General features: G+C 71.2%; 12 protein-coding genes. 10 read left to right on the top strand and 2 right to left on the bottom strand.

Annotated features, from left to right (window positions below; all coding sequences use genetic code 11):
- Window positions 1-207 precede the first annotated feature (207 nt).
- Window positions 208-1,464: a hypothetical protein gene (locus QO011_RS27440; protein WP_307279371.1), complete on the top strand. Its 1,257-nt coding sequence runs from the start codon at window positions 208-210 to the stop codon at window positions 1,462-1,464.
- Window positions 1,465-1,479: 15 nt separating this feature from the next.
- Here the strand turns inward: QO011_RS27440 and QO011_RS27435 are convergent, their stop codons facing one another.
- Window positions 1,480-2,148, bottom strand: a complete 669-nt coding sequence (locus tag QO011_RS27435; RefSeq protein WP_307279368.1) for an arylesterase — start codon at window positions 2,146-2,148, stop codon at window positions 1,480-1,482.
- A 30-nt stretch (window positions 2,149-2,178) separates the two neighbouring features.
- On the opposite strand from QO011_RS27435, the gene QO011_RS27430 reads away from it, so the two are divergent.
- The 9 genes from QO011_RS27430 to QO011_RS27390 all read left to right on the top strand — a co-directional run bounded on the left by QO011_RS27430 (window position 2,179) and on the right by QO011_RS27390 (window position 12,854).
- Window positions 2,179-2,877, top strand: coding sequence for an ABC transporter ATP-binding protein (locus QO011_RS27430; RefSeq protein WP_307279366.1), 699 nt, complete (start codon window positions 2,179-2,181; stop codon window positions 2,875-2,877).
- Window positions 2,878-3,107: 230 nt separating this feature from the next.
- Window positions 3,108-4,025, top strand: coding sequence for a carbohydrate ABC transporter permease (locus QO011_RS27425; RefSeq protein ID WP_307279363.1), 918 nt, complete (start codon window positions 3,108-3,110; stop codon window positions 4,023-4,025).
- Window positions 4,025-4,915 carry a carbohydrate ABC transporter permease gene (locus QO011_RS27420; protein ID WP_307279361.1) on the top strand — a complete coding sequence of 297 codons (891 nt, stop codon included), beginning with the start codon at window positions 4,025-4,027 and terminating at the stop codon, window positions 4,913-4,915. Before QO011_RS27425 ends, QO011_RS27420 begins: the two co-directional genes overlap by 1 nt.
- A 46-nt stretch (window positions 4,916-4,961) precedes the next feature.
- Window positions 4,962-6,485: an ABC transporter substrate-binding protein gene (locus QO011_RS27415; RefSeq protein ID WP_307279358.1), complete on the top strand. Its 1,524-nt coding sequence runs from the start codon at window positions 4,962-4,964 to the stop codon at window positions 6,483-6,485.
- 136 nt (window positions 6,486-6,621) lie between these two features.
- Window positions 6,622-8,172, top strand: coding sequence for a xylulokinase (locus QO011_RS27410; RefSeq protein ID WP_307279355.1), 1,551 nt, complete (start codon window positions 6,622-6,624; stop codon window positions 8,170-8,172).
- A gap of 66 nt (window positions 8,173-8,238) precedes the next feature.
- Window positions 8,239-9,564 (top strand): iron-containing alcohol dehydrogenase, encoded by a 1,326-nt coding sequence (locus tag QO011_RS27405; protein ID WP_307279353.1) that lies wholly within the window; start codon window positions 8,239-8,241, stop codon window positions 9,562-9,564.
- A gap of 295 nt (window positions 9,565-9,859) precedes the next feature.
- A complete protein-coding gene (locus tag QO011_RS27400) occupies window positions 9,860-10,663 on the top strand; it encodes an HAD-IIB family hydrolase (protein ID WP_307279350.1) in 804 nt (267 codons plus the stop codon).
- 116 nt (window positions 10,664-10,779) lie between these two features.
- Window positions 10,780-11,832, top strand: a complete 1,053-nt coding sequence (locus QO011_RS27395; protein WP_307279347.1) for a hypothetical protein — start codon at window positions 10,780-10,782, stop codon at window positions 11,830-11,832.
- A gap of 29 nt (window positions 11,833-11,861) precedes the next feature.
- The gene (locus tag QO011_RS27390) at window positions 11,862-12,854 is read left to right on the top strand and encodes a sugar-binding transcriptional regulator (protein WP_307279345.1); all 993 of its coding nucleotides are present in this window, start codon (window positions 11,862-11,864) and stop codon (window positions 12,852-12,854) included.
- Window positions 12,855-12,860: 6 nt separating this feature from the next.
- Here QO011_RS27390 and QO011_RS27385 read toward each other — a convergent pair whose 3' ends face one another.
- Entirely contained in the window at window positions 12,861-13,388 is a 528-nt protein-coding gene (locus QO011_RS27385) for a VOC family protein (protein ID WP_307279343.1), read from the bottom strand.
- Window positions 13,389-13,402: the final 14 nt, after the last annotated feature.

Here is a 13,402-nt window from a genome sequence, read left to right as displayed (position 1 = left end):
GGGCGCCGCACGCGGCGTGACGCTGCGTCGGCGGGCGGGCACGGCTCTTGCGTGAAGGGGCGGGGGCCTCTCACCTCATCGGGATCGACACGTGACGACCCAGATCGACCACCTGATCCAAGCCTCTCGATTCGACGAGCCCGCGCCGCGATGCGATCGCGGCCGGCCGGCGACCGCAGGCCCTGCACCCGGCCGGAGGATCGAGCCATGACGCCGTCCAGATCGGCGGCGCTGCCCCCCGGGGCGAGCCCGGCCGTGCCGGCCGCACCGCTCGCCTCGTCCCAGCCCGTGCCCTCCCCATCCGTGCCGGCGGCGAGCGCGCCGGCGGTGATCCGCGCCACCGACGGGCGGGTTCGCCCGCTCGAGGCCGGCGACCTCGAACGCTCCGCCGTCCTGTTCCTGCGCGCCTTCCGGCGCGGCCGCCGCGCCCCGTCGCAGCGGGCGGTCGAGGAGGTGGCGGCCTATATGCGTCGCATCTACCTGGAGGGCCCCTATTGCGACGCCGGCACCGGCACGCTGGTGCAGGTCGACGGCCAGGGCGACATCCGCGGCTTCCTCGGCATCCTCAAGACGCGCTACCGCCTCGACGACGAGGAGCTGTCCGCCGGCATCATCAGCACGCTGATGGCCGCCGACGGCGCCCATGACGGCATGGCCGCGCCGCAGATGCTGCGGGCGCTCAACCAGAGCGCCTTCGACATGATCCTGACCGATTCGGCCAACCGCCTGTCGCTGCCTTTCGCCCGGCCGCTGAAATATCAGCTGATGCCGCTCAACTGCCTGCAATGGATGCGGGTGTTCAAGCCGGCCGCCCTGCTGCTCTACAAGGCGCGGGAGCGCTGGCCGCTGCCGCCGGCGCCGCTGTTCGCCCCGGTGACGCATCTCGTCGACCGCGCCGCCGCCCGGGCCCTGCGTCCGCGCCAGCGCCACGCGGTTCCGCCGCGCTGGCGGGAGGAGACCATCGACGCCACCGGCTTCGCCGCGGTGCTGCCCGGCTTCGTCGAGGCCTACCGCCTGCGCCCGGCCTGGCCGGCGACCGAGCTCGGCTGGCTGCTCGACCAGGCCGCGCAGAAGCGTGCCGGCGGCGACCTCGCCTTCCGCCTCGTCCACGGCGGCACCGGCACGGCACCGATCGGCTGCTACGCCTTCTACGGCCGGCGCGGCGGGCCGGCGGCGGTGCTGCAGCTGCTGGCGCGGCCGGGACAATGGGGCACGGTGCTCGAAAGCCTGGCCGCCTCGGCCGAGGCCATGGGGTGCATCGCCGTGCACGGCCCGGCCAATGCCGCCATGATGCCTGACCTCTGCGCCTATCGCGCCCTGCTGTTCTTCTACGGCGGGGGCACCATGGTCCGCTCGCGCCGCGAGGAGGTGCTGCGGGCCGTGCGCGAGGACAAGGCGCTGATCGGCGGCCTCGCCGGCGATCGTTGGACCCGCCTGGGCACCGACCCGTTCGGGGACGGGTGAGGCTGGCGTCCCGCCTCACTTCACCCCTTGCAGGAACGTCGCGACGGCGGGCGCGCTGCGCGCGACGATGACGTCGACGCCCGCGGCGGTCGGATGCATGCCGTCCGCCTGGTTCAGCGCCCGCTCGCCCGCCACCCCGTCGAGGAAGAAGGGATAGAGCGCCACGCCGTGGCGCGCTGCCAGGTCCGGGAAGATGGCGTCGAAGGCCTTCTGGTAGTCCGGCCCGAGATTGGGCGCCGCCCGCATGCCGAGCAGCATCACCGCGATGCCTCGCGCCTGCAGCCGGGTGACGATCGCATCGAGCGCCGCGCGCGTCGCGGCGGGGTCGATGCCGCGCAGCATGTCGTTGGCGCCGAGCTCCACCAGCACCGCCTTGGTGCCGTCCGGCACCGACCAGTCGAGGCGGGCGAGGCCCGAGGCGGCGGTGTCGCCGGAGACGCCGGCATTGTCGATGACGGCGGCGAGGCCGCGCGCCGCCAGCGCCGCCTGCAGCTTGGCCGGGAAGGCGTCGGAAGCCGGCAGCCCGAGCCCGGCGGTGAGGCTGTCGCCGAGCGCCACCACCTTGAGCGGCTCGGCGGCGCGGAGCGGCGCGCCGAGCGCCGCCAGCAGCACCAGGCCGGCGATGAGGGCGCGCCACGCTTGGCGGATGGCGGCAGCGAGCCCATATGTCGCGGAACCAGGCATGGCGGGTCCTTTGCAGCGGGTGTTGGAAGCGTGGAATCGACGATCGAACTGACGGACGTCCATCTCAGCCTCGGCCGCGGCGCGGCACGCGTCCATATCCTGCGGGGCGTTTCGCTGAAAATAAGGCAGGGCGAGGCCGTCGGCCTGGTCGGTCCCTCCGGCTCCGGCAAGTCGACGCTCCTGATGACGCTCGCCGGCCTGGAGCGGCCGGACACCGGCACGGTGCGCGTCGCCGACCAGGATCTCGGCGTGCTCGACGAGGACGGGCTGGCGCGCTTCCGCGGCCGGCACATCGGCATCGTCTTCCAGTCCTTCCACCTGGTGCCGACCATGACGGCGCTGGAGAACGTCGCCATCCCGCTCGAGCTCGCCGGCCGCCCCGACGCCTTCGAGCGGGCCGAGGCCGAGCTCGACGTCGTCGGCCTCGGCAACCGCCTGTCGCACTATCCCGCGCAGCTTTCGGGCGGCGAGCAGCAGCGCGTCGCGCTCGCCCGCGCCCTGGCGCCCGACCCGCGCATCCTGGTCGCCGACGAGCCGACCGGCAATCTCGACGAGGCGACCGGCGCCGCCATCATCGAGACCATGTTCGCCCTCAAGCGCGAGCGTGGCGCCACCCTGGTGCTCGTCACCCACGACATGGCGCTCGCCGCGCGCTGCGACCGCACGGTGCGCATCCGCTCCGGCCATGTCGAATCCGACACGGCCGCAGCCGCCGCGGCGGCGGAATAGGCAGCGCTTCCTCCAGCCCGGTCACCGCGCGCGATGCTGCGCCGCGGCAACGAAACCCGCGTCCGGCGGCTGCCGCCGGCCGGGGCGATGCTTGACAAGGTGTGGGAAACGCCGCACCCTCCGTCTGAACAAAAGATATAAAAAAATTACAAGAGTGCAGGAAGGAGCGCCCGGCGCTCGCTGCCTGCGGGAGGACGGATGCCCTGCTCCAGGCCTGGGATCGGCGTGCCATGACCAGCGCCGTCACGACCGCGCCGCGGACGCGTGCCTTCGCCCTGCCGCGCTTCCTCACCTCCGAGCATCCCTTTCCCTGGCTGGCGCCGATCACCGCCATGCTCCTGGTGTTCGGCGTCTATCCCCTGCTCTACGCCCTCTGGCTGTCGCTGCAGAAGCGCAACCCGGTGACGCGGATCAGCGTCTTCAACCCGACCTGGAACTGGAGCAAGATCTTCGCCGACGAGCGGGTCTGGGGGGCGGTCGGCCGCACCTTCGCCTATACCGGCACCGCCATCGTCATCGAGCTCGTGCTCGGCCTCCTCATCGCGCTGCTGCTCGATTCCGACCGCCGGGGCTACGCCATCCTGCGCGCGCTGATGACCCTGCCGCTGGTGGTGCCGCCGGCGGTGACCGGCATGATGTTCCTGCTCATGCTCGACGGCACCTTCGGCGTCATCAGCCGCGGCCTCTATGCCAGCGGCCTGTGGTCGGCGGATCATCCGATCCTGGCGACCGGTAGCGTCGCGCTGCTCGGCATCCTGCTGGCGGACGTCTGGCAATGGACGCCGTTCATGGTGCTGATCATGCTGGCCGGGCTGCGCGCCCTGCCCAGGGAGCCCTACGAGGCGGCGGCGATCGACGGCGCCAGCGCGGTGCAGGCCTTCTTCAGGCTGACGCTGCCGATGCTCTCCAAGATCATCGCCATCGCCGTCTTGATCCGCGGCGTCGACCTCTTCCGCATCTACGACTATGTCAAGGTGATGACCGACAGCGGCCCGGGCACCGCGACCGAGACGCTGACCGCCTATGCCGGCACGATCTATTTCAAGAACGCCGATTTCCCCTATGCCTCGACGCTGGCTCTGCTGACGCTGATCCTGGTGATCGCGACCTCGAGCCTGTTCATCAAGATTTTCAGGGTGAAATTCTGATGCGGCCCTCGCTGTTGCAGCGCATGGTGCGCGACATCCTGGCCGTCGGTGTCGTCGGCCTGTTCATGTTCCCGATCTACTGGTGGGCGCTGGCCTCGATCAAGCCGGTGTCGGCCCTGTTCGACAAGGACCGCACCGTCTTCTTCGACTTCGTGCCGACGTCGGTCAACTATCAGGTGACGCTGCTCGGCCGGTCGCGGGCGGAGCTGGCGATCGAATCCGGCAACACCTTCGGCGTCGGCGGCGCCAGCTCCTACGACGCGCGCCAGACCATCCTGGATTCCATCGTCGTCGCGGTCGGCGCCACGGCGCTCACCATCGTCCTGGCGGTGCTGGCCGCCTACGCCCTGTCGCGCCTGCAGTTCCGCGGCCGGCAGGCCTATCTCAACTGGATCCTGTCGCAGCGCTTCATGCCGCCGATCGCCATCATCGTGCCGGTGGTGTTCATGTTCAACGTCGCCCATCTGCTCGACACCCGCCTCGGCCTGATCTTCGTCAACACGCTGATGAACCTGCCGATCGCGGTGCTGTTGCTCAAATCCTTCTACGACGACGTGCCCAAGGAGCTGGACGAGGCGGCCATGATCGACGGCGCCACGCGCTTCCAGACCTTCTGGAAGGTGGTCCTGCCTCTGGTCAAGGGCGGCGTCGCCGCCGCGGCGGTGCTCTGCTTCATCTTCTCCTGGACCGAGTTCCTGCTCTCGCTGTTCCTGACCAGCTCGATCCGCACCCTGCCGGTGAAGATCCAGGGCTACGTCACCTCGACGGGGTCGGAATGGGGCTTCATCTCGGCGCTCGGCACCTCGGCGATCATCCCCAGCTTCATCTTCATCCTGCTCGTCCAGAAGCAACTGGTTCGCGGCCTGACCCTGGGAACCCTCAAGGACTAGGCCGATCCGAACGACAACAAAGCTCACACAAGGGGAGGCATCCAAGATGAGTTTCAAGAGGTTCGACAAGCAGACCTTCATCGTCGACAGCGCCAACGCCTATACCGAGCGGCGCATCTCCAAGCGTGAGTTCCTGCGCCGCATGGGCCTGGCCGGCATCGGCTTCTCCGCCTTCGGCCTCGGCATGCTCGGCGGCCATCGTCGCGGCTTCACCGGCTTCGGCCTCGGCGAGAGCGCCTATGCCGAAGGCCTGCCCGACAGCCAGGCCAAGTGGCTGAAGGAGGTCGGGTCCAAGTTCAAGGGCGCCAAGATCCGCTACACCACCGAGGCGACGCCGCCCTCCGTGGTGCTGAACCAGATCAAGAAGGAGTTCACCGATCCCACCGGCATCGAGGTGGAGGTCGAGATCGTGCCGCTGGAGCAGGTGCTGGCCAAGGCGACGCAGGACGTGCAGGGCCAGCTCGGCACCTACGACCTCTACTATCTCGACCAGTCCTGGGTCTCGACCTTCGCGCCGGACTGCGTCAACCCGATCGAGTACTACAAGGACAAGCCCGAGCTGGCGATGCCCGACTTCGACTGGGACGACTTCTCCAAGCCGCTGGTCGACGGCGTGGCCCAGGTCGACGGCCAGTGGATGGGCATTCCCTTTGACATCCCGATCTTCATCCTGATGTACCGCAAGGACCTCCTGGAGAAGCACGGCATCAAGGTGCCCACCACCTATGACGAGTTCACCGCCGCGGTGAAGGCGATCACCGAGGCGGAGAAGGCCAACGGCATCTTCGGCACCGGCCTGCAGGCCAAGTCCGGCCACTACTCGCTGGAATGCGACTGGACCCAGGCCGTCTGGGGCCATGGCGGCTCGGTGTTCGGCAAGGACAAGAAGTTCGCCGGCAACGACGCGCAGGGCATCGAGGGCCTGAAATGGTACCAGGACCTCCTGAAGATGGCGCCGCCGAACTCGACCGCTTCCACCTGGGACGGCCAGTTCCAGATGATGGTGTCGGGTCAGGTCGCCCTGGTGCAGAGCTGGGACGAGTTCTTCCCCGGCCTCGACGCCGACGATTCCAAGGTCAAGGGCCTGTGGGAGCCGATGCGGCCGCTCACCCCCAAGGCGCTGCGCGCCGCGGCCGATTGCGGCTTCAACGAGAAGCCCAATGCCGGCCACCAGGGCGGCTCGTCGATCTCGCTGTCGAAATATTCCAAGAACCCGGAGGCGGCCTGGATCTTCATGCAGTGGGGCTGCTGCAAGGAGATCATGACCCGCTGCACCCTGGCCGGCGGCTTTGCGCCGATGCGCAATTCCTCCTTCGCCGACGAGCGGGTCAAGGCCAAGGCGAAGGTCGGGCCCGGCACCACCCGCCACCTCGAGGTGGTCAAGTGGACCATCGACAACGTCATCGCCACCGAGCCGCATATGCCGCTCTGGGCCGGCCTCTCCACCAACGAGATCCCGACCGAGCTCGGCAAGCTGATCACCGGCCAGGATTATGGCGGCGATGCCAAGAAGTGCATGGACGCGATCGCCGCCATGGTCGACGCCAAGGTCAAGGACGCCGACCTTTGACGCATCGTTCCGAACGCCATCGCGGAGGCGGTCCGCCGCCTCCGCGCTCCTGTCATCCGGTCGCCGGCCGCCGGATGCGGCTCTCTGCGCCGCGTCCGGAGGCCCGGCGGCCGCGCTTCGACGCAGGCGCCGCATGATGCCCGGAGATCTCGTCGTCGGCCTCGATTCCTCCACCTCGGCCACCAAGGCGATCGCCTGGGACCGGCGAGGACGCCTCGTCGCGCAGGGGCGTGCGCCGATCCCGCTCGCCAACCCGCAGCCCGGCTATTTCGAGCAGGACCCGGCCGACTGGTGGTCCTCGTCCGCCGCCGCCCTCAGGGAGCTGACCGGGCAGGTCGATCCCGCCCGCATCGCCGCGGTCGGCATCTCCAACCAGCGCGAGACCTTCGGCGTCTTCAGCCGTGACGGGACGGCGCTGCGCCCGGGCATGGTCTGGCTCGACGACCGCGCCCGGCCGCAGCAGCGCCGCTTCGGCGAGACATTCGGCGCCGAGCGGGTGCATGCCATCTCCGGCAAGCCGCTCGACGTCATTCCCTGCCTCTATCGCTTCATCTGGCTGGCCGAATCCGAGCCGGACCTGTTCGCGCGCGCCGAACGCATCGCCGACGTGCACGGCTACCTCGCCTTCCGCCTCACCGGCGCCTGGGTCACCTCGCTCGCCTCGGCCGACCCGATGGGCGCGGTCGACATGGCCAGCGGCACATGGTCGAGCGAGCTGCTCGCCGCCGCCGGGGTCGACCCCGGCAAGATGCCGGCGCTGGTTGCTCCGGGCGAGCCGATGGGCACGGTCACCACGGCGGCCGCAGCCGTGACCGGGCTCGCCGCCGGCACGCCGGTCATCGCCGGCGGCGGCGACGGCCAGTGCGCCGGCACCGGCGCGGGGCTGATCGCGCCCGGCGCCGCCTATGTCAATCTCGGCACGGCCGTGGTCTCCGGCAGCTTCGGCGCCGCCTACGCCTATCACCGGGCGTTCCGCACCATGAACGCGGTCGCCGACGGCGGCTTCATCTATGAAACCTGCCTGCGCTCCGGCACCTTCCTGGTCGACTGGCTGGCGCGCGAGGTGTTCCTGGTCGAGCCTGGGCGCCAGCGCGATTTCTTCGCCGCGCTGGAGGCGGAGGCGGCGGCGAGCCCGATCGGCGCCGGCGGCGTCGTCCTGGTGCCCTATTGGCAGGGCTGCATGACGCCGCACTGGGACAGCTTCGCCCGCGGCGTCATCGCCGGCCTGTCCGGCTCGACCCGGCGCGGCGATCTCTACCGCGCCCTGCTCGAGGGCATCGCCATGGAGCAGGCGGCGACCACCAACGACGCCGCGGCGGCGACGGGCGTGCCGATCAGTTCCTACATCGCCATCGGCGGCGGCGCCTCCTCCGATCTCTGGGCCCAGATCCTCGCCGACGCCGCGGCCCGGCCGGTGCGGCGCTCGGAAACGGTGGAAGCCTCCTCGCTCGGCGCTGCCATGGCTGCGGCCCGGGGCGCGGGCTGGTTCGCCAGCATCGCCGAGGCCACGGCGGCCATGGCCGGCCGGCCGGTGCGCACCTTCGAGCCGGATCCGCGCCGCTCCGCCCGCTATGCCGAGCTCCTCGCCATCCACGCCGATCTCTGGCCGACGCTTTCGGCCTGGAACGCGCGCCTCGCCGCTTTCACCGAGGCGGGCTCGGCCGACACGGAGGCCGGCCATGGCTGATGCCCGGCCCGGCCTGCGACCTCCTGTCTCCGCCTGCGCCGCCGGCGGCTTTCGCGGACACGCCTGATGGTTGATGCAGTCAATTGGAACGCCCGGATCGAGGACGTGGTGGCCGGGCGCTGGAAGGATCCGCAGACCGGCAAGGCCGCGGTGCTGCCCTTCGAGGCGATCGAGCTCGCCGAGACGACCGACGGCCGTGAGGCGGACCTGATCGCGCCGCTGCGCCTCGGCCGGCGCCTGGCCGTCGTCAGCGACGAGAACACGGTCGAGGTGATGGGCCGGCGCGTCGCCCGGGCGCTCGCGGCCATCGCCACCGTGGACGAAGTCGTGCTGACCGGCAGCCTCGATTGCGACGAGGCGACCATCGCCCGGGTCGGCGCGCTCACCCGCCATGCCGACGGCGTGGTGGCGGTCGGCTCCGGCGTGCTCAACGACAGCTGCAAGCATGCGACCTTCCTGGACGGGCGCCCCTATGCCGTGTTCGGCACCGCGGCCTCGATGAACGGCTACGGCGCCTCCACCGCCTCGGTGACGCTGGCCTCGGGCCTCAAGACCTCGTTGCCCTCCCATGCTCCGCGCGGCATCTTCCTCGATCTCGGCGTCTCCGCCGCAGCCCCGGCCTGGCTCAGCGCTGCCGGCCTCGGCGACAGCCTGTGCCGGCCGACGGCACAGATCGACTGGTGGGCCTCGCACCGCCTGTTCGGCACCTTCTATTCCTCGACGCCCTATGCCCTGCAGGAGGGCGAGGAGGAGCCGATGATCGCCCGTGCGGCCGGCCTCGCCGCCCACGACCTCGCGGCCGTGGGGGCGCTGCAGCGGGTGCTGACCCTGTGCTCGATGGGCGTCGCCTTCACCCAGGCCTCCCATCACGGCTCGATGGGCGAGCACCAGATTTCCCACTGGGTCGACATGTTCGCCGGCGAGCACCATCCCGGCACCACCCACGGCCAGCAGGTCGGCGTCGCCTCGCTGGTGATGGCCCGGCTTCAGGCGCGCATCCTCGCCATGGAGACCCCGCCGGTGGTGAAGGCCACCCGCGTCGACGAGGCGGCGATGCTGCGTCGCTACGGCCCGGCGCTCGGACCGCTCTGCATCGCGGAGATGCGCAAGACAGCGCTCGACGAGGCCGCCGCCGCCGCGTTCAATGCCCGCCTCGCGGCCGCCTGGCCGACGCTGCGCCGGGAGCTGCAGGCGATGGCGCTGCCGGCCGCCCGCATGGCCGAGGCGCTGCGCGCGGCCGGCGGGGCGACCACCGCCGCCGAGCTTGGCTTGCCGCGCCCGGTCTGGCACGACGCCATTCGCCATGCCCGCGAGATTCGCGGCCGCTGGTCCTTCGTCAACCTGGCGGCGGATGCGGGGCTGCTGGACGAGTTCCTGGAGGACGAATATTGATGCGGGGTGCGGGAAGACAGGCCGCCATGACGGCAAGGCGCGACGCAAAGCCTTCTCCACGAAGTGGGGAAGGTGGCGCCACGCAGTGGCGACGGATGGGGTGTGGCGTGCCGAGCGCAGTCTTTTGGCGGCTTGGCACGAGCGTCGCGCCAGCCGAACACCGCTGCGGACCTGCCCGCCACACCCCATCCGGCCCGACTATGTCGGGCCACCTTCCCCAACTTCGTTGGAGAAGGCTTTGCGTCGCGCGCTCGGGCAGGACGTCCAGACCTTTCTCCCATCTCCGGACAGTCCCATGAAACCCCTGTCCGCCCTTCCGCCTGCCGTCGTCCGCGGTCTCCTCGGCGTGTTCACCGATATCGACGATACCCTCACCAGCGAGGGGCGCCTGCCGGCGGCCGCCTATGCCGCGCTGGAGCGGCTCTACGAGGCCGGCCTCGCCGTGGTGCCGATCACCGGGCGCCCGGCCGGCTGGTGCGACATGGTCGCCCGGTTCTGGCCGGTCGCCGGGGTGGTGGGCGAGAACGGCGCCTTCTACTTCCGCTATGACGGCGGGGCCCGGCGCATGCTGCGCCGCTTCGTGGCGACCGAGGCCGAGCGGGCCGAGAACCGCGTGCGGCTGGCGGCGCTCGCCGAGGCGATCCCGCGCCAGGTGCCGGGCGCGGCGGTCTCCGCCGACCAGCTCTACCGCGAGGCCGACCTCGCCATCGACGTCTGCGAGGACGTGCCGCCGCTGCCGCCGGCGGCGGTGGCGCGTATCGTTGCCCTGTTCGAGGCGGCCGGGGCCACCGCCAAGGTCTCCTCCATCCACGTCAACGGCTGGTTCGGCGCCTATGACAAGCTGTCGATGACGCGCGTCTTCGTGCGCGACGTGCTGGGCCTCGACCTCGACGCGGCGAAGGAGCGTTTCGTCTTCTGCGGCGACAGCCCCAACGACGCGCCGATGTTCGGCTTCTTCCCCTATGCCTGCGGCGTCGCCAATGTCCGCGACTTCGAGGGGCGCCTGTCCGCGGCGCCGGCTTTCGTCGCGCCTTCGCGCGGCGGCGCCGGCTTCGTCGAGATCGCCGAGGCGATCCTCGCCGCCCGCGGCGCATCGTGAGGAGCAGCCCATGGCCGCCGTGAGCGCCGGGACTGTCGGCAGGGCCGCCAGGATCCGTCCGGCGCCGAACCCGCAGCCCGGCCATCGCCTCGATCAGGAAACCGGAAAGGCCCGCCATGGCTAGGATCGTCATACTCGGCGCAGGCGTCATGGGCTCGGCCATGGCCCTGCCGGCCGCCCATGGCGGCAACGCCGTCGCCCTGGTCGGCACCCATCTCGACGAGGACATCGTCCGCTCCGTCGCCGGCAACGGCCTGCACCCGCGGCTGGGCGTGACGCTGCCGGCCGCGGTCGAGGCGCGGCCCTGGACCGGCTTCGGCGCGGCCATGGCGGAGGGCGCCGACCTCCTCGTCCTCGGCGTCTCCTCGGCCGGCATCGCCTGGGCCATCGACCGCATCGTGGAAAGCGTCAGGACGCCGGTCCCGGTGCTGATGATCACCAAGGGCCTGGCGCCGCGCGACGGCAGCATCGAGGTGCTGCCGCACCTGGTGGCGCGCGAGGTCGAGCGCCGCACCGGCATGGCGCTGCCCGTCATGGCGGTGGGCGGCCCCTGCATCGCCGGCGAGCTGGCGGCGCTGCGCGACACTTCGGTCGTGGTCACCGGCGGCGACGAGGCCCTCGTCGCCGGCACGCTCGGGCTGCTGGAGGCGCCGTTCTATCACGCCCGCCCCTCGACCGACGTGATCGGCGTCGAGATCTGCGCCGCCTTCAAGAATTTCTACACCCTGGCGGTCGGGGCCGCCGCCGGCCTGCTGGAGCGGAGCGGCAAGGGCTCGAACGGGGCGCTGATGCACAACCTCGCCGCCTCCCTCTTCACCCAGGCGCTGGAGGAGATGACGGTGCTGGTCGAGGCGCTCGGCGGCCGGGCCGAGACGGTGCGCGGCCTGCCGGGCGCGGGCGACCTCTACGTCACCTGCCAGGCCGGCCGGAACGGGCGCATGGGTCGGCTGCTCGGGCTCGGCCTGCCCTATGCGCGGGCCAAGGCCGAGCACATGGCGTCGGACACGGTGGAGGGGGCGCAGCTCGCGCTCGACCTCGGACCGACCCTGGAGGCGATGATGGCCCGTGGCGCGCTCCCGGGCGAGCGCATGCCGCTGGCGGCGGGGATCGTCGCGGCTGTCTGTCGCGACGAGCCGCTGGCGCTCGCCTTCGATCGGTTCCATCGTTGAGCCGGGGCGGGCGAGACAGGGAGACGGGCATGGCCGTCGCATCGCGCAGGAACCCGGCCGCCCCGGCAGGATCCGACCCGCCTCCGCCCGTCGACCGGGAGGAGCAGCTCCTGGTGCGCGCCGCCTGGCTCTCCTATGTCGGCGGCCTGACCCAGGACCAGATCGCCAAGCGGCTCGGCCTCAACCGCATCCGCGTCAACCGCATGCTGGCGCAGGCGCGCGACCAGGGCATCGTCCAGGTCCGCATCAATTCCAAGATCGCCTCCTGCGTGGCGCTGGAGGAGCAGTTGCGCACGCGCTACGGTCTCGACGAGGCCATCGTGGTGCCCTCTCCGCCCGAGCTGGCGCTGGTGCCTCAGACCGTCGCCGTCGCCGCCGGCCGTGCCCTGTCCGAGCGCCTGCGCGACGGCATGTCGATCGGCGTCGGCTGGGGCCAGACCCTGCGCTACTCCATGAAGTCGATCGCGGTGCGCCCGGTTGCCGGCCTCTCCGTCGTGTCGCTGCTCGGCGGCCTCACCGGCGGCTCCGTGCTCAACGCCTATGAGAGCGCCTCGCGCCTGGCCGAGCTGTTCTCCGCCCGCTGCTACTACATCGCGGCGCCGATCTTTGCCGACACCGAAGGCACGCGCGACCTGTTCATGGCGCAGCCGATCCTGCGCGAGGCCTTCGAGCACGCCCGCACCGTCGACCTCGCCTTCCTGTCCGTCGGCAATCTCGCCCGCAACACCACCAATTTCCACCTCGGCGTCATCGGCGAGGAGGATCTGGTCTCGCTCAAGCGCGCCGGCGCGGTCGGTGACCTCTGCGCCCACTGGATCGACCAGCACGGCGCGCTCGTCGACCATCCGCTCAACCGGCGGGTGATCGCCCTGGCGCCCGCGGCGTTGCGCGACATCGGCACGGTTGTCCTGGCCTCGGGCGGAGCCGACAAGGTGCCGGTGCTGCAGGGCGCCCTGCGTCTCGGCGTCGTCGACGTGCTGATCACCGACGAGCGCGCCGCCGAGGGCATCCTGCGGGAATAGGGCGGCTCAGGCCTGCGCCCGCAGCAGGGCGTCGAGGTCGAGGCGCTGCGTCACCATGGCGAGCTCGCCCTTGGCGGTCAGCGGCCACTCTGCCTGCGGCCGGTCCCAGTAGAGCTCGACGCCGTTCTCGTCGGGGTCGCGCAGGTAGAGCGCTTCGCTGACGCCGTGGTCGCTCGCCCCGTCGAGGGGAATGCGCGCCTCGATCAGCCGCCTCAACGCGTCGGCCAGCGCCGCCCGGGTCGGGTAGAGGATCGCGGTGTGGAAGAGGCCGGTGGTGCCGGGCGGCGGCGGCGAGCCTCCGCGGCTCTCCCAGGTGTTGAGGCCGATATGGTGGTGGTAGCCGCCGGCCGAGATGAAGGCCGCCTGCGTGCCGTAGCGCTGCATCAGCTCGAAGCCGAGCACGCCGCAATAGAAGCCGAGGGCGCGGTCGAGGTCGGCCACCTTGAGGTGGATGTGCCCGATGCGCACGCCCGCGTCGATCGGGCGCGCCGGGGCCTGGATCGGAGCCAGACGGGGCGACGTTTCGGTGGTCATGGCGGGTCTCCTCG

This window comes from Labrys wisconsinensis (assembly GCF_030814995.1).
Classification (GTDB): Bacteria; Pseudomonadota; Alphaproteobacteria; order Rhizobiales; family Labraceae; genus Labrys; species Labrys wisconsinensis.
The sequence above is the reverse complement of the archived record's forward strand: the minus strand, read 5'-3'. Positions and strand labels throughout refer to the sequence as shown.

Bases quoted from the DNA above. Each gene is read 5' to 3' on its own strand.
- QO011_RS27425 (WP_307279363.1), top strand. From the start codon at position 3,108: ATGACCAGCGCCGTCACGACCGCGCCGCGGACGCGTGCCTTCGCCCTG.
- QO011_RS27390 (WP_307279345.1), top strand. From the start codon at position 11,862: ATGGCCGTCGCATCGCGCAGGAACCCGGCCGCCCCGGCAGGATCCGAC.
- QO011_RS27415 (WP_307279358.1), top strand. From the start codon at position 4,962: ATGAGTTTCAAGAGGTTCGACAAGCAGACCTTCATCGTCGACAGCGCC.
- QO011_RS27400 (WP_307279350.1), top strand. From the start codon at position 9,860: ATGAAACCCCTGTCCGCCCTTCCGCCTGCCGTCGTCCGCGGTCTCCTC.
- QO011_RS27385 (WP_307279343.1), bottom strand. From the start codon at position 13,388: ATGACCACCGAAACGTCGCCCCGTCTGGCTCCGATCCAGGCCCCGGCG.
- QO011_RS27395 (WP_307279347.1), top strand. From the start codon at position 10,780: ATGGCTAGGATCGTCATACTCGGCGCAGGCGTCATGGGCTCGGCCATG.
- QO011_RS27435 (WP_307279368.1), bottom strand. From the start codon at position 2,148: ATGCCTGGTTCCGCGACATATGGGCTCGCTGCCGCCATCCGCCAAGCG.
- QO011_RS27440 (WP_307279371.1), top strand. From the start codon at position 208: ATGACGCCGTCCAGATCGGCGGCGCTGCCCCCCGGGGCGAGCCCGGCC.
- QO011_RS27405 (WP_307279353.1), top strand. From the start codon at position 8,239: ATGGTTGATGCAGTCAATTGGAACGCCCGGATCGAGGACGTGGTGGCC.
- QO011_RS27410 (WP_307279355.1), top strand. From the start codon at position 6,622: ATGCCCGGAGATCTCGTCGTCGGCCTCGATTCCTCCACCTCGGCCACC.
- QO011_RS27420 (WP_307279361.1), top strand. From the start codon at position 4,025: ATGCGGCCCTCGCTGTTGCAGCGCATGGTGCGCGACATCCTGGCCGTC.